The 24,004-nt window shown below is 61.6% G+C and carries 26 protein-coding genes and 1 pseudogene; 14 read left to right on the forward strand and 13 right to left on the reverse strand.

Features of this window, described 5'->3' with window-relative positions:
- Positions 1-21: 21 nt before the first annotated feature.
- Genes KUV72_RS13420 through KUV72_RS13430 form a run of 3 tightly spaced genes read right to left on the reverse strand, consistent with a single transcriptional unit; the run spans position 22 to position 2,215 of the window.
- On the reverse strand, positions 22-780 hold the full coding sequence (locus KUV72_RS13420; protein ID WP_206943565.1) for an amino acid ABC transporter ATP-binding protein: 759 nt from the start codon (positions 778-780) through the stop codon (positions 22-24).
- Entirely contained in the window at positions 777-1,451 is a 675-nt protein-coding gene (locus KUV72_RS13425) for an amino acid ABC transporter permease (RefSeq protein WP_222238746.1), read from the reverse strand. Before KUV72_RS13425 ends, KUV72_RS13420 begins: the two co-directional genes overlap by 4 nt.
- Before the next feature lie 17 nt (positions 1,452-1,468).
- The gene (locus tag KUV72_RS13430; RefSeq protein WP_206943567.1) at positions 1,469-2,215 is read right to left on the reverse strand and encodes an amino acid ABC transporter substrate-binding protein; all 747 of its coding nucleotides are present in this window, start codon (positions 2,213-2,215) and stop codon (positions 1,469-1,471) included.
- A 589-nt stretch (positions 2,216-2,804) separates the two neighbouring features.
- Here KUV72_RS13430 and KUV72_RS13435 point away from each other — a divergent pair.
- The 4 genes from KUV72_RS13435 (at position 2,805) to KUV72_RS13450 (ending at position 6,099) form a co-directional block, all read left to right on the forward strand.
- A complete protein-coding gene (locus KUV72_RS13435; RefSeq protein ID WP_222238747.1) occupies positions 2,805-3,842 on the forward strand; it encodes a DUF3549 family protein in 1,038 nt (345 codons plus the stop codon).
- Positions 3,843-3,885: 43 nt separating this feature from the next.
- Positions 3,886-4,323 (forward strand): ATP-dependent zinc protease, encoded by a 438-nt coding sequence (locus KUV72_RS13440; RefSeq protein WP_206943569.1) that lies wholly within the window; start codon positions 3,886-3,888, stop codon positions 4,321-4,323.
- Positions 4,324-4,356: 33 nt separating this feature from the next.
- Complete coding sequence (gene rimK / locus KUV72_RS13445; protein WP_206943570.1) at positions 4,357-5,271, forward strand: 30S ribosomal protein S6--L-glutamate ligase; 915 nt, start codon at positions 4,357-4,359, stop codon at positions 5,269-5,271.
- 330 nt (positions 5,272-5,601) lie between these two features.
- On the forward strand, positions 5,602-6,099 hold the full coding sequence (locus KUV72_RS13450) for a hypothetical protein (protein WP_222238748.1): 498 nt from the start codon (positions 5,602-5,604) through the stop codon (positions 6,097-6,099).
- A 54-nt stretch (positions 6,100-6,153) separates the two neighbouring features.
- On the opposite strand, the gene KUV72_RS13455 is transcribed toward KUV72_RS13450, so the two are convergent.
- From KUV72_RS13455 to KUV72_RS13485, 7 genes are all read right to left on the reverse strand, one after another.
- A complete protein-coding gene (locus KUV72_RS13455; RefSeq protein WP_222238749.1) occupies positions 6,154-7,026 on the reverse strand; it encodes a vancomycin high temperature exclusion protein in 873 nt (290 codons plus the stop codon).
- A 54-nt stretch (positions 7,027-7,080) separates the two neighbouring features.
- A complete protein-coding gene (gene sufT / locus KUV72_RS13460) occupies positions 7,081-7,653 on the reverse strand; it encodes a putative Fe-S cluster assembly protein SufT (RefSeq protein WP_206943576.1) in 573 nt (190 codons plus the stop codon).
- Positions 7,654-7,731: 78 nt separating this feature from the next.
- Positions 7,732-8,973 carry a cysteine desulfurase gene (locus KUV72_RS13465; protein ID WP_222238750.1) on the reverse strand — a complete coding sequence of 414 codons (1,242 nt, stop codon included), beginning with the start codon at positions 8,971-8,973 and terminating at the stop codon, positions 7,732-7,734.
- Positions 8,974-8,975: 2 nt separating this feature from the next.
- Positions 8,976-10,346, reverse strand: coding sequence for a Fe-S cluster assembly protein SufD (gene sufD, locus KUV72_RS13470; protein ID WP_222238751.1), 1,371 nt, complete (start codon positions 10,344-10,346; stop codon positions 8,976-8,978).
- Positions 10,343-11,095, reverse strand: coding sequence for a Fe-S cluster assembly ATPase SufC (gene sufC / locus KUV72_RS13475; RefSeq protein WP_222238752.1), 753 nt, complete (start codon positions 11,093-11,095; stop codon positions 10,343-10,345). Before sufC ends, sufD begins: the two co-directional genes overlap by 4 nt.
- 74 nt (positions 11,096-11,169) lie before the next feature.
- Positions 11,170-12,612, reverse strand: coding sequence for a Fe-S cluster assembly protein SufB (gene sufB, locus KUV72_RS13480; protein ID WP_222238753.1), 1,443 nt, complete (start codon positions 12,610-12,612; stop codon positions 11,170-11,172).
- A gap of 73 nt (positions 12,613-12,685) precedes the next feature.
- Complete coding sequence (locus tag KUV72_RS13485) at positions 12,686-13,147, reverse strand: SUF system Fe-S cluster assembly regulator (protein ID WP_206943587.1); 462 nt, start codon at positions 13,145-13,147, stop codon at positions 12,686-12,688.
- A 455-nt stretch (positions 13,148-13,602) separates the two neighbouring features.
- On the opposite strand from KUV72_RS13485, the gene KUV72_RS13490 reads away from it, so the two are divergent.
- From KUV72_RS13490 to KUV72_RS13535, 10 genes are all read left to right on the forward strand, one after another.
- Positions 13,603-14,268 carry an ABC transporter permease gene (locus KUV72_RS13490; RefSeq protein WP_206943589.1) on the forward strand — a complete coding sequence of 222 codons (666 nt, stop codon included), beginning with the start codon at positions 13,603-13,605 and terminating at the stop codon, positions 14,266-14,268.
- Between the two features lie 63 nt (positions 14,269-14,331).
- On the forward strand, positions 14,332-15,531 hold the full coding sequence (locus tag KUV72_RS13495) for an ABC transporter ATP-binding protein (protein WP_315857899.1): 1,200 nt from the start codon (positions 14,332-14,334) through the stop codon (positions 15,529-15,531).
- Positions 15,532-15,535: 4 nt separating this feature from the next.
- Complete coding sequence (locus KUV72_RS13500) at positions 15,536-16,267, forward strand: ABC transporter permease (RefSeq protein WP_206943593.1); 732 nt, start codon at positions 15,536-15,538, stop codon at positions 16,265-16,267.
- Between the two features lie 62 nt (positions 16,268-16,329).
- Entirely contained in the window at positions 16,330-17,211 is an 882-nt protein-coding gene (locus KUV72_RS13505; RefSeq protein ID WP_206943595.1) for a glycine betaine ABC transporter substrate-binding protein, read from the forward strand.
- Positions 17,212-17,310: 99 nt separating this feature from the next.
- A complete protein-coding gene (locus KUV72_RS13510; protein ID WP_222238754.1) occupies positions 17,311-18,618 on the forward strand; it encodes an MmgE/PrpD family protein in 1,308 nt (435 codons plus the stop codon).
- 95 nt (positions 18,619-18,713) lie between these two features.
- Positions 18,714-19,463: an SDR family oxidoreductase gene (locus KUV72_RS13515; RefSeq protein WP_222238755.1), complete on the forward strand. Its 750-nt coding sequence runs from the start codon at positions 18,714-18,716 to the stop codon at positions 19,461-19,463.
- A gap of 138 nt (positions 19,464-19,601) precedes the next feature.
- Complete coding sequence (locus tag KUV72_RS13520; protein WP_222163677.1) at positions 19,602-19,778, forward strand: hypothetical protein; 177 nt, start codon at positions 19,602-19,604, stop codon at positions 19,776-19,778.
- A gap of 60 nt (positions 19,779-19,838) precedes the next feature.
- A complete protein-coding gene (locus KUV72_RS13525; protein ID WP_206943603.1) occupies positions 19,839-20,696 on the forward strand; it encodes a nitrilase-related carbon-nitrogen hydrolase in 858 nt (285 codons plus the stop codon).
- Positions 20,697-20,784: 88 nt separating this feature from the next.
- Positions 20,785-21,336: a gluconokinase gene (locus tag KUV72_RS13530; protein WP_261317490.1), complete on the forward strand. Its 552-nt coding sequence runs from the start codon at positions 20,785-20,787 to the stop codon at positions 21,334-21,336.
- A 242-nt stretch (positions 21,337-21,578) separates the two neighbouring features.
- Complete coding sequence (locus tag KUV72_RS13535; RefSeq protein ID WP_206943606.1) at positions 21,579-21,887, forward strand: hypothetical protein; 309 nt, start codon at positions 21,579-21,581, stop codon at positions 21,885-21,887.
- A gap of 278 nt (positions 21,888-22,165) precedes the next feature.
- On the opposite strand, the gene KUV72_RS13540 is transcribed toward KUV72_RS13535, so the two are convergent.
- The 3 genes and pseudogenes from KUV72_RS13540 to KUV72_RS13550 all read right to left on the reverse strand — a co-directional run.
- The gene (locus KUV72_RS13540; RefSeq protein WP_222238756.1) at positions 22,166-23,086 is read right to left on the reverse strand and encodes a 2-dehydro-3-deoxygalactonokinase; all 921 of its coding nucleotides are present in this window, start codon (positions 23,084-23,086) and stop codon (positions 22,166-22,168) included.
- Complete coding sequence (locus tag KUV72_RS13545) at positions 23,083-23,751, reverse strand: 2-dehydro-3-deoxy-6-phosphogalactonate aldolase (RefSeq protein WP_222238757.1); 669 nt, start codon at positions 23,749-23,751, stop codon at positions 23,083-23,085. The genes KUV72_RS13540 and KUV72_RS13545 overlap by 4 nt, the downstream gene beginning before the upstream one ends.
- 88 nt (positions 23,752-23,839) lie before the next feature.
- Positions 23,840-24,004 (reverse strand): annotated as a pseudogene (locus KUV72_RS13550) (TRAP transporter large permease subunit); the annotation flags it as partial.

The raw sequence follows: 24,004 nt of genomic DNA on the forward strand, positions 1-24,004 counted from the left end.
AAGCCAACGGACCGGCCCGCCCTAGCCGGGCGAGAGTGCGTCATCCGCAGGCAGCACCTTGCGTAGAAAATCGCGGGTCCGCGGATCCTGGGGCGATGTAAACAGCACCGAGGGTGGCCCCTGCTCGATAATGCGCCCACCTTCCATGAACACCACACGATCGGCCACGTCCCTCGCGAATGCCATCTCGTGGGTCACCACCAGCATGGTCTGTCGCTCCTGGGCCAGCTGCTTCATCAGTGCGAGCACTTCATCTACCCATTCAGGGTCCAGTGACGAGGTCGGTTCATCGAACAGAATGACCTCTGCCTGGGCGGCCATGGCACGACCAATACCCACGCGCTGCTGCTGCCCTCCAGAAAGCGATGCCGGATAGGCATCCGCCTTGTCCGCCATGCCGATGCGCTCGAGAATCTCGCGGGCACGGGCGTGGGCCTTGGCCTTGGGCCAGCGGTTGACGACAATCAAGCCCTCCGCGATGTTCTCCAGGGCAGTCTTGTTGGCGAACAGCGCGTAGTTCTGAAAGACGAAGGCAGTCCTGCGGCGAACTTCCAGGATGGAGGACTTGCTGGCAGATGCCAGGTCCAGGCTCAGCGAGCCCAGGGTAAGGCGTCCGCCATCAGGCCGCTCAAGAAAGTTGAGGCATCGCAGCAAGGTCGACTTGCCGGTACCGGACGGCCCGATGACCACGATAATCTCGCCCTGCTCGATGTTCAGGTCGATGCCATCAAGCACTCGCGTATCACCGAAGCGCTTGCTTAGCTGTTCTATCTTGATCATCGCCGATATGCCTCATTGAGTCGGTATTCGAGACGTCGCTGCAGCCACGCCAGCGCCTCCACAATGGCCCAATAAATCAGCGCGACGGTGATAAAGGCTTCGAAGTAGAGAAAACTGCCCGCCGCCTCTTTCTGGGTGGCTCCCATCAGCTCGGTAACGCCGAGAGTAAACGCCAGCGAGGTCGCCTTGATCATGTCGATGAAATAGTTCATCAACGTCGGCACGGCGATGCGAGTTGCCTGGGGCAACACGATCCGACGCATCAGCTGTCCATTGGTCATGCCCATCGACAGCGCGGCTTCGGTCTGGCTGCGGTCGACGCCGACAATGGCGGCACGTATGGACTCTGCCATATACGCGGAAAAATGCAGGGTCAGCCCCATGATGGTCGCGGTAATGCCATCAATAGCGGTCAGAAAGGACAGCGCTTGGGGCAGCCCGTAATAGAACAGGAAAAGCTGCACCAGCAGCGGCGTACCTCGAAAGAACGAGATAAACCACAGCGTCAATCCATTGAGCACCGGTATCTTGAGGACCCGAACCACCGCCAGCAGACTGGCAAGGGCCAGGGCCAGCACCATTCCAGCCAATGCCATGCCTAGCGTCAGCGGCAGATAGCTCAACAGAATGGGCACCAGCCCAAGCATGTAATCGAGATCGAGGAGCTTCATGTGCTGGCCACCCTCACTCAGGGCGTGGTGATGTCGGCATCAAACCAGCGCTGTGAAATCTCGCCGAGGGTGCCATTGTCACGCAGGGTCTCAAGCGCCTGATCCACCTGATCCCGCAGTGCCTCGTCTTCCTGGCGGAAGGGAAGCGCATTGCGAATCTCGGAAAACGGCTTGCCGGCGAGGGCCAACGGCAGCGGTTTCTCCTTGATCACCTGGGTCGCACTGACGCGGTCCATGACAAAGGCATCGACACGCCCGAGCGCGGTGTCCTGCTCGATATTGCTTTCGTAGGTGCGAATGTCCACCTCGTCAGCGAAAGGGAGCTCACGCAACAGCTGCTCGTAATTGGACCCCAGGTTGACGGCGACCGTCTTGCCTGCCAGGTCCTCGACACCGGTCACCTCGTCATTACCTTCCCGGGTGACCACCTGGGCGCCATCGTAGACATAGGGCGACGTAAACAGATACTTCTGTTCGCGCTCCTCAGTGATGGTGATCTGGTTGGCGATGGTGTCGATACGGCCCGACTCCAGCATGCCAAAGAGGCCTGAGAAATTGGCAGTGACGAACTCAACCTCAACGCCCATTTCGTCGGCCACCGCCTCCATGACGTCGACCTCGAATCCCTTCAAGGTGTCCTGTTCGACAAAGGTGAAGGGGAAATAACCACCCGACATGCCCACCTTGAGCGGATCAGCGTAGGCATTGCTGGCGAGACCGAGAGCACCAGCGATAGCGAGAGATGCGGCCAGTTGGCGAACCATGGACGACTCCTTCAAGACAGTAATGGACGGCAAAGGGAGAGACAGTTGGAGGCAACCTGAACAATTTCAACCAACGGCCCACCCTCGCCTCAGCATAATTTGGAATAAACGACCCCCATTATATTCCATTTAGATAGCAGGCGCAGTGGAAAAGCTGCCTAGCTGCCATAGCTCGCGGCTATGACCAGGAGACAACAGCCCTCCTGGCAACGCCTATCGCCTGGTCGGTCCCGCCCACAGCATCGACCTGGGACATCACAGCGGAGGAGCTATACGTGAAGAGACACCTGATGGAGCCTCCGGCAGCAGTGGTTAGGCGGCAAGAGCAGCCTTATCACTATCAACAGCGACAGGCATGACACCCACAGGGACCAGCGACCGCTTTCATACACAGAAGCCCTGCATGTCCCTGTGGATAACCGCTGAACAGACTGGCACAGCGCGCTACTGGCGGCCTTTAGCGGCACCTGGTCAAAAAATCGCCAGCGAATCGTGCCACCATGTATTCCATAGCGGTAAATTTAGCGGTCAGACGGCTGACAGACCTGCCGCTGCACGATAGAGTGCACGCTGATCTTCCGGAGCGACCATGCAAGCGATCCACTCTCTTCACGACTTCTTCCGCCTCACCGGTGCCGACGTGCATCTTTACCATATGGGGCGTCGCGTACATCCTTGCTCACTGGACACCCTGGCTGACTTCGAGGCCGGCGATGTGCCCTGGCCAGAGCCCTGGCAAGGCAAGGCCAGGCTGGCCATGGTCTTCCGCCTTGGCGACATGCAGGACCCACTGATCTGGTTTCTCGCGCTTCCGCTGGATGAGCAAGGCTTGTTGGATGCGGCTCAACGGGATGCTTTTCTGGAGCGCCTGCTATCGACCCTGGGGCGAAGCGCCGAGCAGCTAGAGGCATCGGCCGAGGACGAGATTGACAACCTGATGAAGGACAATCCGCTGGCCTTCACGCCGTCACTGGCTTTCCAGGCGGTGTTGCACGCGCGCGCCAGCGCCGAGCTCGAGCGCCCCGCCAGCGAACACCTCGAGCCCGTCGAGGCCTTCTTCGCCGGACAGGCCGGCCATGACTGGCAGGCACTGGGACTGCAGGGCCTTGCCGACTACGTGGTGCGACTGTCCACCGACACAGAGCGTCAACTGCGCTATGCAATCCCGCAGCTGCACAGCGAAGTACTGACATCGCTATGCTACTGTCTGGAACATGTCGCCATAGATGAGGCCGTGGCAGACAGCCTGCGGCAACGGGGCGAGCAAGCTGCCCGTGACGGCGATATCGAGACCTACTGCGCCTGCATCAGGGCCGTCGGTGGAGGTTCCCGTCGGGTTGCTGCCGACTGGTTCGATCAACTACTGGCCGACCGCCATGCCTGCGGTCCCGATGCGCTGGCGGCTATGGCCGCGCGCGGATGGCAACATCTAGAGGACGCCGAACGCCTGCCCCGCTTTCTCGAGCGACTGGCAGCCAACGAGGATGCCGACTTTATGGCACTCGCCAGGGACCTGGCACAGATCCCGCGGCTACGCCTGCCGGTGCTGATGACCCTGCGCCAGGCACCTGAGGGCTCAGCGACTGCCAGCCGCCTGGCAATCGTCAAGGGACGCCAGGGTCATTGAGCTGCCCACTGGTGTGTTCGGGTTACCCCTACAAGGAGACGATATGAAGGACCTGCCCTTTCAGGCACAAGCGGTTGTCGGTCGTCGCGAGATGGTGATCCTTCCGGACCTGCACCTGCATCTGTGTGCCAAGGTGGATACCGGCGCACGCACATCAGCCTTGCATGCCGAGGACATCGAGTCCTTCGAGGAAGACGATATTCTGTGGGTCAGCTTCGTCAGTCGCGCTGGCGGGCCTGATAGCCCGGCGCATCAATACCGCATGCACTTGCATGACAGGCGCAAGGTCACCAGCTCCAATGGTCACGCTGAGTGGCGCTACTTCGTGCGCACACGCATGCAGATGGGGGACCTGGAGTTTCCCGTCGAGCTGTCGCTGACCGACAGGCGCAATATGCGCCACCCCATGCTTCTGGGACGCCGTGCCCTGCGCCGCCTGCTGGTGGCACCGGGTGCCACTTTCCTTCACGGCGAACCCTGACGGTTCCACCGCCCCAGCTCTGGAGACTCGCATATGCACATCGCACTGCTGTCCCGCAATCGCAATCTCTACTCCACCCGTCGTCTGGTGGAAGCCGCCGAACAGCGCGGCCACACAGCACGCGTCGTGGATACCCTGCGCTGCTACATGAGCATCGCCTCGCACCACCCCTCCATTCATTACAAGGGGGAAGAGCTGGAGCCCTTCGACGCGGTCATCCCCCGGATCGGCTCGTCGGTCACCTTTTATGGATGTGCGGTCCTGCGACAGTTCGAGATGATGAACGTCACCGTTCTCAACGACAGCGTCGGGATCACGCGCTCACGCGACAAGCTACGCTCGTTGCAGCTGTTGTCACGCAAGGGGATCGGCCTGCCGGTGACTGGCTTTGCCCACTCGCCAGACGACATTCCCGACCTGATCACCATGGTCAAGGGCGCTCCACTGGTCATCAAGCTGCTGGAAGGAACCCAGGGAATTGGTGTGGTCCTGGCGGAGACCAACCAGGCCGCTGAATCGGTGATTCAGGCCTTCATGGGAATGAAGGCCAATATCATGGTGCAGGAGTACATCAAGGAAGCCAGGGGCGCCGACATCCGCTGCTTTGTGATCGGCGACAAGGTGGTCGCGGCCATGAAGCGTCAGGCCGCCGAGGGTGAGTTCCGTTCCAACCTGCACCGTGGCGGCAGCGCCAGCGTCATCCGCATCACACCGGAAGAGCGTTCCACCGCGATCCGTGCTGCCAAGTCCATGGGCCTGCGCGTCGCTGGGGTAGATCTGCTGCGGTCCAACCACGGTCCCGTAGTCATGGAGGTGAACTCCTCTCCGGGCCTGCAAGGCATCGAGACGGCAACCGGCAAGGACATCGCCGGCCTGGTCATTGAACACCTCGAGAAGAGCGCCACCGCACGACCGAGGACACGGGCCCCCGCCAAACCGAAAGGCTGAGGACGTCACGCCGATGACGACCTGAACGCCGGGCACCACAAGGGCGACCGCATCAGCGGTCGCCCTTGTGTTATCCGCTTCCCAGATCCCGGGTAGCCGAAAGCATGATCGCCTTGATCACGTGAGGACGCCCAGGCTACCTATTTCGCGCGACTTCGCCGTCCTTAAAGGCGACATTTCCGCAGATAGTCGACGCTATATCTTACAAAGATAGACGAAGGTCGCAGTCAATTGCGCAGCGCGGCAAGAATCATAAATATTTGACAGATTAGGGGTGGCAAAACTCGTGTCAGAGCCCCACAATTTGCGTCACCGGAGGAGGTGACGCGCATGTTTCTCGATAATCGCCAAGTGGCGATGGACAGCCTGCTGGAAGCCCTGGCAGACAGCATTGACTATTTCCAGGACAACCTCGAGCGCCTGCGGCCGTCGCTGCGCGACGCGCTGGAGCCCCATTTCGAGACGCGTAAGAAGACCATGCGCGAGCTACAGAGCCTGGCCCGCGAACACCTGGATCTTCTGCCTCGCGATGCCGACGTGGAACGCGACGACTACATGTGGTTATGGAGTCGCCTCAAGAGCTTTGTCGGCAACGATTCCCAGGTCCTGATCAACGAACTGCTGGAGCAGGAGCGCGTGCTCATGCAGTCCCTGTCGACGCTGTTCACCCATCCCCTGCCGGCCCCCATCGAGCCGGTGCTGGACAGCATCTGGAAAGGTTGTCGCGCACTGATTCGCGAGCTCTACGACCTGCAGAAGTCGACAACCCCACGCCGTCAGACTGGACGCAAGCCCAACCGCGCAGGCTCTCGTCCGGACAAGCGCTGATCGCTCAGCGCTTGTCCCCCACGGCGGATGTCCCGTCGTGCACCAGCGCGTATCTTAGCGCCCAGATGGCGCTGACTCCTCCGCCTGGTCGAGAGGGTCGACATGAGCGTCAGCGTAGGAACTAGCAGGAGACGTTCGGCGAGAATCGACGCCAGACGTGTCTGCCGGCTCGCTGAGCAGTGCCGGCACTTCCTCGTCTGATATCCCGACTTCCAGCGCATCCTCGATGATGTCGTGGAGATCTCGAGCATCGGGTGACGCTTCCGGGGGAACGATACTCAGCGGCTCCAGGGGGCCCAGAAAACGAGGCTCCCGATCCCACAGGTAGAGGTCACCCAAGGTTGCCACCCGAGCCACCCACTCCCTGAGAATGAGCCACCAGGTATTTTCTCTCTCCGGTGCGGGACACCCCGCCACCTCAAGCCCCAGCGCATCGCCGATAAACAGCGCTCGCGGCAGGTGCCAGTCCTGGGTAATCAGCAGCGCGCGCTTGACCTCGAACACGTCACGCGCTCGGGCCAGCGTGTCGAAGGTGCTGAATCCAGCGTAATCCAGCGTCATGTCCACCTCACGGACACCCCGTTCCTTGAGGTCTCGCCACATCGTCACCGGCTCATTGTAATAGCGCGTCGAGTTGTCACCGGATACCAGCAGGTGCCGCAAGACCCCGTCATTCATCAACCGGGCCGCTGCAATCATCCGCCCCTCGAAATGAGGATTTCGCGCTCCGCTACGGGTCCAGTGGGACGTGCCGAAGACAATTCCGACTTGATGGGGTCGACACTCTGCCAGGCTGGGGGCAATCCGCTGGCGGGTGGACATGACCATCCAGGCGTTGGCCGCCACGAAGGCCAGCGCCAGCAGCAGTGCCAGGCTGCCAAGCACCAGCAATAGACGACGAAAGATGCTCAGCAGCGAATCGCGCATGGCAGTTCCAAGTAACAGCGGGAGCCCGGATCCGATCCAGCGCTGGGGCGAAGATCAGAACATGCCAAGTTCGAGCTTGGCTTCGTCGGTCATCATCTCACGACTCCAGGGGGGATCGAACACAATCTCGGTATGCACTTTCGAGATCTGAGGGGCCCCCAGAATCTTGTTGCGCGCATCCGCAGCAATCACGTCACCCATGCCACAGCCGGGCGCGGTCAGTGTCATGCGAATGGTCACTATCCTCTCACCGCTGATCAACCGCTCTATGCGGCAACCATAGACCAACCCAAGATCCACAATATTGACCGGGATTTCAGGGTCGAAGCAGGTACGCAGCTGCTCCCACACGAAGGCCTCGATGGCGTCATCATCCGCTGCGGGATCCAGGGTGGGTCGCGGCAACGATTCGAGCCCTACCGCATCGAGATTGGCGCCTTCAATGAGATACAGACGCCCTTCATAGGCGACACTGACCGTGCTGCCCTTGGCCTGCATCACCGAGACAACACTGTCTTCGTTGAGTGTTACGGTCTTGCCGAAAGGGATCGAGATGACGTCCACGTCTCGCTGCAGCGGCAGCTGTTGCCCCTTGCTCAATTGAGCAATCTGATCGTACTCGCTCATGCACATCCTTAGCTGGCGATGCCAGTCACTCCGGTCGATGGACCTGGGCCACGCGACGCACCCAGGTCCATGACCCTGTCAACGCAACATGCTGATGACGCGATCCAGGCTCTCGACCAGCACATCGATCTCTTCGGGGGTGTTGTAGGCAGCGAAGGAGGCGCGACAGGTCGCATCGACACCAAACTGCGCCAGCAACGGCTGCGCACAATGGTGTCCGGTGCGAATGGCGACACCCAACTGATCGATCAACAGGCCGATATCCTGGCTATGCACACCGTCCACCACAAAGGACAGCACTCCGGCCTTGTCAGGGGCCGTCCCCAGGATGCGCAGACCGTCAATGGCCCCCACACTGAGGGTGGCATGCTCCAGCAAGCGCTGCTCCCAGGCACCAATGTGCTCAAGACCAATGCCGTTGACCCACTCGATCGCCTTGCCGAGGGCAATGACCTCGGCAATCGCGGGAGTCCCCGCTTCGAACTTGTGGGGTATCGCTGCAAAGGTGGTCGGGGCGTCGAAGGATACGCTAGCGATCATCTCACCACCGCCCTGCCAGGGCGGCATGGCGTCAAGCAATGACTCACGGCCATAGAGCACGCCCGCACCGGTTGGCCCGTACACCTTATGCCCGGAAAACGCGTAGAAGTCAGCGTCGATCGCCTGAACGTCGATGGGCTGGTGCGGTGCCGCCTGAGCGCCATCCACCAGAATCAAGGCACCGTGGTCATGAGCCACGCGCGCCATGTCGGCGACGGGGTTGACCGTCCCCAACGCGTTGGACACGTGATTGACCGCCACTAGTCGCGTGCGCTCACCGATCAGGTCCTGATACGCCTGCTGGTCGAGCACACCACGCTCATCGACCGGAATCACCTTGATGGTGAAGCCTTTCTCTGCAGACAGCAGCTGCCAGGGCACGATGTTGGAGTGGTGCTCGAGCTGGGACACCAGCACTTCATCACCAGGTCCAAGATTCGCCCGCCCCCAGCTCTGGGCAACCAGATTGATCGCCTCGGTCGTGCCGCGAGTAAACACCACCTGACGCGTGCTGGGCGCATTGATGAAGGCTCGGACCGTTTCTCGGCTGCCTTCATAGGCAGCAGTCGCCTCGTCCGCCAGGGTGTGCAAGCCCCGATGGATGTTGGCGTTGATCTGGCGATAGTAGTGATCAAAGGTCTCGATCACCTGCCGCGGCGTCTGGCTGGTCGCCGCATTGTCCAGATACACCAGTGGCTTGCCGTGAACCTCCCGATCAAGGATCGGGAAGTCACTGCGGACACGGGCCACATCGAGCAACAGATCGCTGAAGTGGGTCATGCTCAGTCCTCGTTGAGGGCGACGGCAGCCTCGACCAGACCAGCCAGATGGAAGCGCTCGGGCAGCTTGCCGGCGACGGTCAGCTCGACCCGCTCCGCCACGGCATCCAGGTCGACCTGATCCATGACTTCACCGGCGAAGGCCAGGGTCAGCAGGCCTCGCGCGGTCGCCTGGTCCAGACCACGGGTACGCAGAGCGAACACGGCCTCTTCATCCAACTGGCCAGTCGTCGCGCCGTGGGAGCACTTGACGTCATCCGCGTAGATTTCCAGCTCAGGCTTGGTGTCGATCTGGGCGCGATCGGACAGCAGCAGGTTGGCGTTGCTCTGATCCGCCTCGATCTTCTGGCTGTCGCGCTTGACGATCACCTTGCCGTTGAACACGCCGTGCGCACGGTCGTCGAGGATGCCCTTGTAGTTCTCGTGGGAGAAGGTGTGGGGTGCGTTATGGTTGGCCAGCGTGTGGTTGTCCACATGCTGACGATTCTGACCATAGAACAGCCCATTGAAGGTGACTTCCGCACCCTGGCCATTGAGGTCACTGATCAGGTCGTTACGCACCAGACCACCACCCAGCGTCAGGTTGAAGGAGGTGAACTGGGCATCGCGACACTGCTCGACGTGGATGCTGGCCACGTGCAGGTCCTGCTCCGGCGACTCCACCAACTTGTAATGGGTCAGGTGGGCGCCACGATCCAGCATCACTTCTTCCACCAGGTTGGTGAAGTTGGCGGCGCCCTCTTCACCCACGTGATGCTCGATCACGGTGGCCTGGCTGCGACTGGCCGCTTCGATGAGGATGCGCGGATGGCTCATCACCGCCGACTGGTTGGCCCGGGACAGGAACTGCAGCACGATGGGTTTTTCCACCACCGTACCCGGCGCCAGACGCACCAGCGCACCTTCCTCGAAGAACGCGGTATTCAGCGCAGAAAAGGCCGAGAAGTCCACGCCGGTCAGCCGCCCTAAGGGACCGCCGACAGCTTCATGGTTCTCCTCGAGCGCCTGGGACAGCGGCTGCACCTGAACACCGCCGGGCAGTTCGGTCAGGTCCGACAAGGCACTGGAAAAGACACCATCAACGAAGGTCAGCCGATGAGCATCCATTGGCAGCGTCAGCGCCGCTGCGCTGGCAGGCGAAAACTCCGCATCCTCTGCCAGCTGGAAATCACCGCGACTGATGGCACGAACGTCGGTGTACTTCCACTCTTCGACGCGGCGATCGGGAAACCCCATCGCTTCGAAGCGGGCAGCGCCCGCCTGGCGCCGCGCGGCGATCCAGGTCGGCTCGCCGCTGCGACGTGCGCTGCGCTCGCTCAGACGATCCAGAAAGCGCTGGACCTCACTTGCTCCCTGGCTTGCTGTCTGGTTCATGCAGCAGACTCCTCTACGACCCAGTCGTAGCCACGGCTTTCGAGTTCACGCGCCAGGTCGGCATTACCGCTCTTGACGATTCGACCATCGACCAGCACGTGCACATGATCCGGCACGATGTAGTCCAGCAGGCGCTGGTAGTGGGTCACCAGCAGGATGCCGCGATCTTCGCTGCGCAGCGAGTTGACGCCTTCGGCCACCACCTTCATCGCATCAATATCGAGACCGGAGTCGATTTCATCCAGCATCGCCAGCTTCGGCTGCAATACCAGCATCTGCAGGATCTCGTTGCGCTTCTTCTCGCCACCGGAGAAGCCTTCATTTACCGCGCGCTGCAGGAAGCTGTTGTCCATCTTCATGAAGGACACCTTTTCCTTGATCAGCTTCATGAACTCGGGCGCGGGAATCTCGCCTTCTCCACGGGCTTCACGCTGAGCATTCAGCGCTGCCTTGAGCAGGTAGATGTTCTTGACTCCCGGAATCTCCACCGGGTACTGAAAACCGAGAAGCAGGCCCGCCTGAGCACGCTCCTCAATCTCCATCTTGAGCACATCGCGGCCTTCGAAGGTGATCGTTCCGGCGGTCACCTCATAGCCATCCTTGCCTGCAATCACCGCAGACAGGGTGGACTTGCCTGCGCCGTTGGGGCCCATGATGGCGTGCACTTCACCGGGCTGGATGGACAGAGTCAGACCCTTGAGGATTTCAGAGCCCTCGACGGTGACGTGGAGATCCTTGACTTCGAGCATGTTGACACCTTTGCAGTGCCCGCCACTCCAGGCGACGGGGTGTAACTAACAGGGTTGGCGGAGGGCGCGGGCGATCAGCCCACCGCACCTTCCAGAGTCACGTTGAGCAGTGCTTCTGCCTCGACGGCGAATTCCATCGGCAGCTCCTGGAACACATCCTTGCAGAAGCCGTTGACGATCATGTTGACCGCGTCTTCTTCGGAGATGCCGCGGCTCTGGCAGTAGAACAGCTGGTCTTCACCAATCTTGGAGGTCGTGGCCTCGTGTTCCACGGTCGCCGTGGAATTACCGATTTCCTGGTAGGGGAAGGTATGGGCGCCACAGGTGTCGCCGATCAGCAGCGAGTCACACTGCGTGAAGTTACGCGCACCCTTGGCCCGCGGCCCCACCTTGACCAGACCGCGGTAGGACTGGTTGGAGCGGCCGGCAGAGATACCCTTGGAGACGATGGTGGACTTGCTGCCCTCGCCCAGGTGAATCATCTTGGTACCGGTATCGGCCTGCTGGCGACCGTTGGTCACCGCCACGGAATAGAACTCGCCGATGGAGTCCTTGCCGCGCAGCACGCAGGACGGATACTTCCAGGTAATGGCCGAGCCAGTTTCCACCTGGGTCCAGCTGATGTGCGAGCGATCACCGCGGCAATCACCGCGCTTGGTGACGAAGTTGTAGATGCCGCCCTTGCCATCTTCGTCGCCCGGGTACCAGTTCTGCACGGTGGAGTACTTGATGCTGGCGTCTTCAAGAGCCACCAGCTCGACCACTGCGGCGTGCAGCTGATTTTCATCGCGCATCGGCGCCGTGCAGCCTTCCAGGTAGGACACCTGCGCCTTCTTCTCGCACACGATCAGGGTGCGCTCGAACTGGCCGGTGTTGGCGGCGTTGATACGGAAGTAGGTGGACAGCTCCATCGGACAGGTCACGCCCTCCGGCACGAACACGAAGGAGCCGTCGGTGAACACTGCCGAGTTCAGCGCCGCGAAGTAGTTGTCGCTGGTGGGTACGACGGTACCCAGATACTGCTTTACCAGCTCCGGAAAGTCGCGAATCGCCTCGGAGATGGAACAGAAGATCACGCCCGCTTCGGCCAGCTTGTCCTTGAACGTGGTGGTCACGGACACGGAGTCAAAGACGGCATCGACCGCCACCCCGGCCAGTGCGGCACGCTCATGCAGCGGGATACCCAGCTTCTCGTAGGTCTCGAGCAGCTTGGGGTCGACTTCATCGAGGCTCTGGGGCTTGTCTTCTTCACGCTTCGGGGCACTGAAGTAGGAAATCGCCTGATAGTCGATCGGCGGATAGTCCAGATGTGCCCAGGACGGGGGCGTCATCTTCAACCACTGACGATAGGCATCCAGCCGCCATTCCAGCATCCATGCCGGCTCACCCTTCTTGTTGGAGATGAACGCGATGGTATCTTCGTCGAGTCCCGGCGGGATCGTGTCGCTCTCGATGTCGGTCACGAATCCTTCTTTATATTCGCGACGGACGAGCTGTTCCATTTCCTGACTTGCCATGATGTGTCCCCTCCCGGACGGTTCGGTCGGCGGGCGTCACCCGCCCAGGGTAATGAAGTCGATGAGACGCTGGTCAGGCTTCCGCCGCCAGGCTAACGCTTTGAATCGGCAGGCGAACCGGCATTTTCAGCGGAGAGCTGTCTGCCAGATGCGCCAAGGTGATACTGTCCAGAAGCTCGCGTATGGCCAGCGACACCCGCTGCCAGTTGTCGGCTACGCCGCAGGTGGATGCCAGATCGCAGTCGCCCTCGGCATGGCTGCATTCGGTGACGGCGACGGGGCCTTCAATGGCAGAAATGATGTCGCTCACCGTGATCTCGGAGGCGGCACGAGCCAGTTGGTAGCCTCCCTGGGCCCCTCTGCGCGACACCAGCAGCCCCGCTTTCACCAGCATCTTCAGCGTCTTGCTCACCGTAGGGTGAGGCAGCTGCACCGCGTCGGCGAGCTCTCCCGCGGCGTGCGGCTCGCGCGGATGGCGCGCAATCTGCGCCATTACCACTGCCGCATAGTCTGTCATGCGAGACAGCTTCAGCATTCGCCTCTCCTCGGGGAGCTCCCCTCTTCGTCGGTGCAGAGTTCAGCCCCTGCTTCGATTGGGGACCATTTTAGTCCTGTATAAACCCGATGTGAAGAGCCGAGCCGCTCTATACCACGCTATTGACCCGATAGCCGCCAGGATCTCGACATGATCGACGCAGATGAATACAAAAACACAATCATTCTCATTCACTAAAACAATGACGCTTAACCATCTTGTACGACCTGTGCAGCAAGACATGCATCAGATCCATCAATTCCCTTCATTGCATATCGTCATTCATGATCAAACCAAATAGATAGAGCATTCTGCTAAGCTTGTGCCCAATCAACGGCCAGTGAACGAAGGCCCTCGCCCTGAGCGGGCGAGTTGACTGCCCGTGGGCTGAAAGCACGCCGCCCTCTTACAGCGCGACGTGACCGACGCTGCGCGGCTCAACAGGAGCAACTGCCTTGGAATTGATTCAATACGCGATAGCGAACGCCGACTTGCTGCTATCCAGAACGCTTGAGCATATCTCTTTGGTGGGTGTGGCCGTAGGCATCGCCACCCTGACCGGCGTTCCTATTGGCATCGCGATCACCCGCAACGAGAGGGTCGCACAAGCGGTGCTCTATGCTGCGTCCATCATTGTCACCATCCCCTCCATTGCGCTCTTTGGCATCATGATTCCGGTGCTGTCGCTGATCGGTCAGGGGATCGGCTATCTGCCGGCCGTGATCGCCGTACTGCTCTACTCCCAGCTTCCGATCATTCGCAACACCTACACCGCCATCAATAACGTCGACCCGGCCCTGCGCGAGGCTGCCCGCGGCATCGGCATGAGCCACCGTCAGCGTCTGCGAATGGTCGAGATACCGCTGGCGGTGCCGGTGATCATGGCGGGAGTTCGCACCGCCGTCGTCCTTAACATCGGCGTCATGGCGATTGCTGCCTATATCGGTGCAGGAGGGCTTGGCACCTTTATCAGTCGAGGGATCTCCCAGTCCGACCCGCGCCAGCTGATCATTGGCTCCATTGCGGTCAGCCTGCTGGCCATCATCGTCGACTATGGCCTGCTGGCGATCCAGAAGCGCTTTACGCCCAAGGGTATGGAAGGCGCCGCCAGCGCTGCCTGATGTCCCCCACAACCTGGTTCCCCAATAAAAAGAGCGGGCACCGTCATCCAACCAGCATGTTGAATGACCCATCGCCCGCGTCTGCCGACTAGCCACAAGGACTTTCTGATGATTCGTCTGGAAAATCTGACCAAGGTCTTCGATACGCCCAAGGGCGCCGTCGTCGCCGCTGACCACATCAACATGGAGGTTCCCACCGGCGAAATCTGCATCCTCCTGGGTCCGTCCGGGTGCGGCAAGACCACCACCCTGAAGATGATCAACCGGATCGTGAAACCCTCTTCCGGAAGGGTCTTCATCAACGGTGACGATACCACCGACATGAACACCCAGGACCTGCGCCGCAACATCGGCTACGTGATCCAGCAGATCGGTCTGTTTCCCAACATGACCATCGAAGAGAACATCGCGGTGGTACCCAAGCTTCTGGGTTGGGACAAGAGCCGCTACAAGGAGCGTGCGCGGGAGCTGATGCACATGATCGCGCTGGAGCCGGATGCCTTCCTCAAGCGCTTTCCTTCTGAACTGTCTGGCGGCCAGCAACAGCGAATCGGCGTTGCCCGTGCGCTGGCAGCAGATCCCCCGGTCATGCTGATGGACGAACCCTTCGGCGCCATCGATCCGATCAATCGTGCGGTGATTCAGGATGAGTTCCTTAAAATGCAGCAGGAACTCAACAAGACCATCATGTTCGTCAGCCACGATATCGACGAAGCCATCAAGATGGGCGATCGCGTCGCCGTCTTCCGCGAGGGCAAGCTGGTGCAGTACTCCACCCCGGATGACCTGCTGGCCGCGCCCAAGAATGCCTTCGTCGAATCCTTCCTGGGGGAAGACCGCGCGCTGAAACGACTCAACCTGGTCAAGGTATCAGAGGTGGTCAGCGACGAGATCGGCACGGTGAAGCCGGAAGATACGCTGTCCACAGCGCTGGAGCGCATCGATGACTTCGGCTACCAGAACTCCATTCTGATGATCAACGACAAGCGCCAGCCGGTCGGCTTGATCAGCCGCTCCCTGGCCAGAACCACCAAGGGCTATTGCCGCGATCACTTCCAGAACGTGCCTGCCACGGTCAGCCTGGATGATGACCTGCGCAAGGTGGCTTCACTGATGTTTGCCCAGGACATTACCTGGTTGCCCTGCGTCGATGAAGAAGGACGCGTGTGTGGCCAGATCACCCAACGGGCCATGACCCACCACCTGGGCGCACGCTTTCGCACCAAGCAGCGCGAAACAGTAACCGCAGAGCCAAAGGAGTGAGTGGATGCTGATTCGTAGCCTGACCAGCGCCGGCATCATACTCGGCCTGATCCTTGTCTTCCTGCTCGGCGTCTGGGCCCAGTCCAGCGGCGCCATCGATGACTTTCTGTGGTACTTGCCGGACGTCCAGTACCTGGCAGCCCAGCACCTGTGGTTGACGTTCCTCTCGGGGGGCCTCGCGATTCTGGTCGCCATTCCGCTGGGCATCTGGCTATCACGCCCGAGCATGAGTCGTGCCGCCGAGTCATTGATGCAGGTCCTCAACGTCGGCACGACCATTCCCACCCTGGCGGTGCTGGCGCTGTCCATGAGCTTTCTTGGCATTGGTACCGTACCCGCGGTGTTTGGCCTGTTCGTGGCCACCCTGCTGCCGATCACGCGCAACACCTATGCCGGACTCAAGGGCGTTTCCCCGGCCCTGAAGGAAGCCGCTGCCGGTATTGGCATGTCGCCGGTCCAGCGCCTGTTCAAGGTCGAGCTGCCCAATGCCCTGTACGTAATCTTTGCGGGTATCAGAACCGCCCTGACGATCAACGTTGGCACCGTGCCCTTGGCCTTTCTGATCGGTGCAGGCGGCCTGGGCGAGCTGATCTTCACCGGCATCGATCTGTACGATCCGATCATGATGCTGTCTGGCGCCATTCCCACGGCCATGCTGGCCATCGTGGTGGATGCCTTGATAGCGGGGATCGCCTTCGTGATCGTGCCACGCGGCGTCAATCCGGCGCGCGCTTGATGCAGCGTCGTCCCTTGTCCCCCATTGACTCCCCTCACAAGACCTCAACTGGAGCATGCAGCATGAAGACATTGATGACCGCACTGACTGGCCTGGCCCTCGTCTCCACGAGCGCCGCCGTGAGCGCCAACGACGTGGTGGTTGGCGGCAAGAACTTTACCGAGCAACAGCTGCTGGCCAGCATGACCACCCAGTACCTGGACGGACTGGGCTATGACGTCGACAAGCGCGCAGGCATGGGCTCAGCCGTGCTGCGCCAGGCGCAGGAAAACGGCCAAGTGGACCTTTACTGGGAATACACCGGCACCTCGCTGATCAACTACAACGATGTGACCGAATCTCTCAGCGCTGAGGAAACCTATCAGCGCGTCAAGTCGCTGGACGCCGAGAAGGGCCTGGTGTGGCTGGAGCCCTCCGCCGCCAACAATACCTATGCCCTGGCCATGCGCGCAGACAGCGTGGAAGAAACGGGTATCACCAGCCTGTCCGAGCTGGCCAATGCGGTCAACGACGGTCAGGAACTGAGCTTTGCCATGAACGCCGAGTTCTATGCCCGCGAAGACGGTTGGCGGCCGCTGCAGCAAGCCTACGATTTTCGCGTCGCTCGTAACGCCGTGAAACGCATGGACTCCGGCCTGGTCTACCAGGCACTGCGTGACGCCCAGGTCGACGTTGGCCTGGTCTTCGCTACCGATGGCCGCATCCCCGCCTTTGACTTCCAGGTGCTGGAAGACGACCAGGGCTTCTTCCCTGCCTACGCGTTGACCCCGGTCGTGCGTCAGCAAACCCTCGACGCCAACCCTGAGCTGGCCGACCAGATGAACGCGCTTTCAGCGCTGCTGGACGACGACACCATGGCCAGCCTCAACGCCCGAGTGGACGTCGAGCGCGAGACCATCGAGGACGTCGCCGAATCCTTCCTCGAGGACAACGACCTGCTGTGACCCTTCAAGGCCCCCGTTCGGGGGCCTTGTTCCTACCTCACCAGCGTGCAGTGAGCGCTCTCCCCCTGCGGCTCCCCCAGTTCGACAAAGGACCTCCCCATGAGCACTTCCCGGGACGTCATCCACTGGATCCTCACGTCTCCTCTGGACCACCTAGATGACGCTCAGTGCCGCCATGCCAAGCGCTGCCTGCTGGACCTTCTCGGCGTCGCCGCCGGCGCCACCGACACGGCCCTGGCCGAACACGCCCGCCGCTATGTCAGGGTGCAGCACGCAGGTGATCGCCCCTTGCTGTTCTCCTCGTCGACGGCGTCGGCCACCGGCGTCGCCTTGCACGGCGCCTGGCTGATCGATGCACTCGACGCCCACGACGGCCAAGTGCTGACCAAGGGCCACGCCGGCGTCGCCATCCTGCCGGGATTGCTGGCGCTGCCCGAGATCGAGCAGGTCAACGGCAGGGCCTTTCTCGGCCTGCTGGCGATGGGCTACGAGATCGCCACCCGGGCCGGCATCGCGCTGCACGCCTCGAGTCCCGACTATCACACCTCGGGGGCCTGGAACGCGCTGGGCGTGGCAGCGCTGACGGCGCGCCTCAAGGGCCTCGCCCCGGCCCAGCTGGAACACGCCCTCGGCATCGCCGAATTCTATGGTCCGCGTAGCCAGATGATGCGCTGCATCGATCACCCGACCATGCTCAAGGATGGCTCCGGCTGGGGCGCCCAGGCAGGCGTCGCGGCCACCCTGCTGGCCGAGGACGGCTTCACCGGCGCCCCGGCGGTGACCCTGTGTGCCGAGCAGCACGCCGCGGTATGGGGCGATCTGGGACGACGCGACTACCTGTCGGAGCAGTACTTCAAGGCCTATCCGGTGTGCCGCTGGGCCCAGCCGGCGGTCGAGGCGGTACTCGCCATACCCGCCGCCGAACGCCAGGTGGACAATATCGAACGCATCGAGATCACCACCTTCCACGAGGCCAGGCGCCTGCACACCATCGCCCCGACCACCACCGAACAGGCCCAGTACAGCCTGCCCTGGTCGGTGGCCTGCGCCCTCGATCGCGGCACCATCGACGTCGCCGCCATCAGTCGGGATCTCGGCGACGATGCTCTGGTGGCACTGTCACGGCGGGTGACGATCAGCGAATGCGATGACTACAACGCACGCTTCCCGGCCGAGCGCTGGGCCAGCGTCACGCTGTATCTACGTGATGGTCGCCGTATCCAGAGCCCTGCCATGGAAGCCCGCGGCAACCCCCACAATCCGCTGAGCGATGACGAGATCTCTGCCAAGTTTCAGGCCCTGGCGAGCCCGGTGCTGGGCGCACGTGCCAGCGAGATCGAGAAGGTCGTCGCCACCCTGGAAACACGCCCCATCGGCGAGTTGTTGAGAGTGCTGGGACAACCTTGAACGTGCGAGTCCAAGGCCTCGAACATGACGGGAGGTGACAAGGGCAGTAAAAGTGCCAAGGATAGGCAGACGACATCGCTACCCGAGGATTCGACATGCCTTTCGCCCCCTCCGACGTCATCTTGATCACCGGCGGCTCCCGCGGTATCGGCTGTGCCACCGCCCTGGCCTGCGCCCGTGCCGGTGCGCGGGTCGCCTTCAGCTATCGCAGCGATGACGCCGCCGCCCGGGACACCCTGGAAGCCTGTCAGGCACTGACCGGTGAAGACGGCGCCATGGCCGTCAAGGCCGACGTGGTCGACGAGGCTCAGGTGATGGAACTGTTCACCAGTACGCGACAACGCCTGGGCCCGATCACCGGGGTGGTCAACAACGCCGGTATCGTGGCGCCCTCCATGCCACTGGCGGATATGGCAGTGGAGCGCCTGCGTCAGGTGGTCGACACCAATGTGCTGGGCGCCCTGCTGGTCGCCCGGGAAGCCGCGCGCGCGCTGGTCGACCAGGGTGCCCTGGTCAACGTCAGTTCCATGGCCTCGCGCCTGGGTTCGCCCAACGAGTACGTCGACTACGCCGCCAGCAAGGGCGCACTGGATACACTGACCATCGGCTTGAGCAAGGAACTGGGCCCCCGTGGCATTCGCGTCAATGCCGTGCGCCCCGGCTTGATCGAGACCGATATCCATGCCCGGGCAGGCCGACCGGAGCGGCTGGCCGAACTCGGGCCCGGCTGTCCGCTGGGGCGTGCCGGTCGACCGGAAGAGGTCGCCGAGGCCATCGTCTGGCTGCTGTCCGACGCGGCCTCCTATGTGACGGGGACCTTTATTGATCCCGCCGGAGGACGCTAGGGCCTATCTGAAAAGTGCCTTCGCTCGTCGGGACTTGACCCAGGTCGCCTCGCCGTCTGTCGTGTTGACGTATAGAAGATGGTGCTGTCAGGCATTTTTTGCCCCGGGCGGTCCGGGGCCTCACACGGAGCCTCCTCCATGGACACTCGCTTCTATCTTCTTATCGTCGCGGTCCTCGTCGGGCTGGGCGTCATCCACTGGATCGGCTTTCGCCTGCTCAAGCGCAAGCTGCAACCGCCCCAGCAAAGCGATACCCCCCGCGACGCCACGCCCGGGCTTTCCAGAGACAACAGCGATAGTCGTGACGAACGTTGATCCGCCGAGCGAATTACGGCACCTTGTGGCGCCCTGCCCCCACCCTCAGGAATCCCAGCCATGCAGCATCAGGCCAAGCAGCACCAGGAACAGCTACAGGTCGCCTGCGCCCAGATCAACACGCGCCTCGGTGACGTCGAGGCCAATCTCGCCCATCACCTCGACGTGATCCACGACGCTCGCCGTCGTGGCGTGGAATTGCTGGTCTTTCCCGAACTCTCATTGACCGGTTACGGCCTGGGCCCAAGGGTGCTGGAGGTGGCCATGCCATCGGAGGACCCACGGCTGATCCAGCTGGCCAAGGCGGCCGCCGGCATGCAGGTCATCGTCGGCTTCGTCGAGGAAGCCAGCCCCGGTGAGATCTACAATGCCCTGGCCATTTTACAGGACGGTCGAGTGGCCGCCGTGCATCGCAAGCTCAACCTGCCCACCTATGGCGGTCTTGAGGAAGGCAAGTGGTTCAGCCACGGCAGCCGCCTGACGGAAGTTCCGGTTCGTCCGGGATGGAGCACCACCTCGATGATCTGCGCCGACCTGTGGAACCCAGCGCTGGTTCATGCTGCCCTGCTGGCACGGCCTGCCGTCCTCTGCGCGCCGATCAACTCCGCATCCGGCATCGTCTCCGAGGACTTCTCCAATGAAGACAACTGGGTGCTGAATGTGCGTTTCTACGCCATGACCTACGGCACACCGGTATTGATGGCCAATCGATACGGAGCAGAGGGTGACAGTCACTTCTGGGGAGGGTCGCGGATTCTCGGGCCCCGCGGCGACACCTTGGCCGAGGCGGAGGATCGCGAAATGCTGATTCACGCCGAACTGTCGCGCACCGCCATCGCCCGTGCGCGCTTCGAGCTGCCCACCCTGCGAGATGCGGACAGCCCCTTGATACGTGAGTTGATGGCAGGCTATCGCTAGCAAAACACGGGGTCAGGCTGCCGCGAAAACGCGAGCCAGAAATGCTAGAATCGCCTTTCACTTTCTGAACATCGGCGCGCCCCTCTACATGAACACAGCTTCTCGCCCTCGCCTGTCCACTCCCCCTCTGAGCATGCTCGTCATGGGCGTTTCGGGCTCAGGCAAATCCCATATCGGGCGTTTGCTGGCCGAGCGGACGGGAGCCACCTTCATCGACGGCGATGACTACCACAGCCGCGACAACATCGCCAAGATGTCCCGGGGCGAACCACTGAACGACGAAGATCGCCAGGGCTGGCTCGACACCCTGGCCGGCCTGTATCGCGAACATCGTCAGACCGGCCAGCCCCTGGTGATCGGCTGCTCGGCCCTGAAGCGACAGTACCGAGACCTGCTGCGCGCCGGCGCCGCGGACCTGAAGATCCTGTACCTTCACGGCAGCCAGGAACTGCTGCTATCGCGCCTCAACAGCCGCGGGCAGCACTTCTTTGCTGGTGAGCATATGCTGCGAAACCAGCTGGCCACGCTGGAGATGCCCGGTGACGACGAAGCGATTCGTTGCGACATCGAGAGCACCCCTGACGCCATCATCGACCGCTTTATCTCGGAACTGGCGACATCGCCGGATGCAGCGCGCTGAAAAAGATGACCAGCGGTGTGGAAAACGCTGACTTCTCTTACCCTTTCCTGCATGAGCATACTTTCTCGCCAATGCAGCAGTAATGAACGCCTTACACTCTGTCACTTAGTCGTCATGTTTCGTCTCATCCCTTCCATTGACCGCCTGGTATGTCGCTGAGCATCGGGTATGAGACGTTTTCCCGTTGATATGTCCAACACTACCTCGGCTCTCGCAGTCGATCGTCGAACAAGGAGAATCCCATGTCCGATCCGATGGTAGGCAAGACGTTTGAGTTCAGCTGTGACGGCAAGACCTGGGGCGTGGTCTTCGAAAACGCTACGCGCATGCGTCATCGCCTGCATGGCTCGCCCACCACATCGCAGCCAAGCGACACCAGCTGCGCCTATCTCGCAACACCCGTGGATGATCACCGAATCTTTGTCTATGGCTTGGAGGACAAAGGTCTGGCACTACGTTACGTCCTCGACTTCAATAGCATGACCTTTATTGGCCACGGAGCCTTTGCCGACCCACGCGCCGACTACCGCGGCGAGTTCCGTCCGTCCTGAGGGGCTGCCAGCTTCTGCCTCTCATTGGTGCCGTTGGAACTATGCCGCCCAATGACCGGCTAAGCGACAGAGTTGTCCGTTTACAGCGGTCCGTCAAAGACTATCCGTCAGTCGCCATCCACCAGAAGCATAAAGACCGGCTCCATGGGAGCCGGTCCTTTCCTGACGATAGTCATCCGCCAAGGCAATTCGTCAGGGCAATTCGTCAGGGCAGGTCGTCAGAGAAGTTTATCAGGGCAATCGCCCCGGGAGAGCTGACGAGCACCGCTTCCCCCGCGTTACGTCAGCCGATGACGCTCCGCCAGTGCGATCAATCCCGCCAGGGTCGCGCTGTCGCTGTCTACCTCATCCACCGCGATAGCGTGGCGTTCCAGCGCCTGGCGATACAGCGGGTTGAGCCCCGAGGACCCCACCAGCACGACACCGGCCTGCTGCTCGATCAGATGCTCGCGCTGGGCAAGCACCTCAGCACCAATCAACACTCCGGAGAGAAAACTGCCCACCTGAGAAGCCTGCAGGCCCGCGTACAGGTGGCGGCTGCGGCCTTCGAACAGCGCGTGCATCAGCCCAGCGGGATGTTCCGCTGCTGCCAACCCTTGGGCAAAGCCGTCAGCATCGAAGGCATCGCCGCTGTTGTCGGCCGTCCTCGACGGCTCTCCCGGCAGCGTGTGGAAGCGCACGGCGTGATAGAGCTCGCCGGTCATCATGGTCGAAAAATCCACCAAGCGATCGCCTTCCAGTCTGGCCCACTTGCTGTGGGTGCCTGGCAGGCAGCACACACCGCTACTGAGTCCTTTCAGGGCGAAGGCACCAAACGCCTGAATTTCCTCGCCCCGCATCACATCCACGTGATCGTCTCGCACCACCTTGAGACCGGGCACGATCCAGGCGTTGTCGAGCCCCGGCGCGGGCACCACATTGTCGGCCAGATCCAGCGCCGAACGGGGGACCTCCAGCTGCGGTGCTTCGCTCCAGCCCCGCGCCGATCCGACCATACCGGACAGATACACCGGCACCTTGCCGCCCTCACGCCAGGCACCCACCTGGGCTTCACAGTAATGGGGGAATTCGGCTGTCGTCAGCGAGCGCAGCCCCGCATCGGAACGTACGCTCTCCAGACACTCTCCGCTCTGCCGATCGACCAGAAAGGCACGGAAGTTACTGGTTCCCCAATCAATCGCAATCAGGCGCTCGCTCATGCCCCGGCTCCTGCACTGGCGCTACCGGCCAGGCTCTGCCATTCGTCCACCAGCTCACGGGCGATCTTGCCGACCTCGTCTGCGCTGCGGCCTGGCTTGTACAGATTGCTGCCGAAACCAAACCCGGCCACGCCCACCGCATGCCACTCCGCCATGTTGGAACGCTCGATACCACCGACGGCCAGCACCGGCAGGTGCTTGGGCAGAATGGCGCTGATGTCCTTCAAGTACCCCGTCCCAAGACGTGCGGCGGGGAACAGCTTGAGCGCAACGGCACCGGCGCGCGCGGCAGCCAGCGCTTCCGTCGGCGTCATGCAGCCGATCATCGGGGCAAGACCCCGCTCAGCACCCAGCGTGACCAGCGAAGGATCGGTGTTCGGCGTGATCATCAGTGGTGCGCCAAGTGACGCCAGCTTGGCCGTATCGTCCGCTTCCAGCACGGTACCGGCGCCGATCAGCACGTTCTCAGGGCTACAGGCAACGGCACGCTCGATGCTGTCCCAGGGCTGCGGTGAATTCAGTGGAATCTCGATCAGGCGAAAGCCTGCGTCCACTAGAGCACCACAGACCGGCTCGATCTCATCGGGCGTAATACCACGCAGGATGGCCACCAGCGGCATCTCCTTCATGGCAGCATCAAGCACAGCGCGCTGGGCATCATTCATGTCAGCAGTCCTCATCGAGTCGACAACGGAGAAATAACGGTTTCACATGATACGACGAAGGGCGGCCAAGGCCGCCCTCTCAGGTCAATCAATCGACCAGCCACATGGCCATCTCGGGCCACACCAGCAGCGCAGCCAGCACACACAATTGCAGTGCGATGAACGGCAGCAGTGACACAAAGATGTCTTTCAGGCTGATCTCCGGCGGCGCCACCCCTTTCAGGTAGAACGCGGCCGGGCCAAATGGCGGCGA

Source organism: Halomonas sp. DP4Y7-1 (assembly GCF_019800705.1).
Taxonomy (GTDB): domain Bacteria; phylum Pseudomonadota; class Gammaproteobacteria; order Pseudomonadales; family Halomonadaceae; genus Halomonas; species Halomonas litopenaei_A.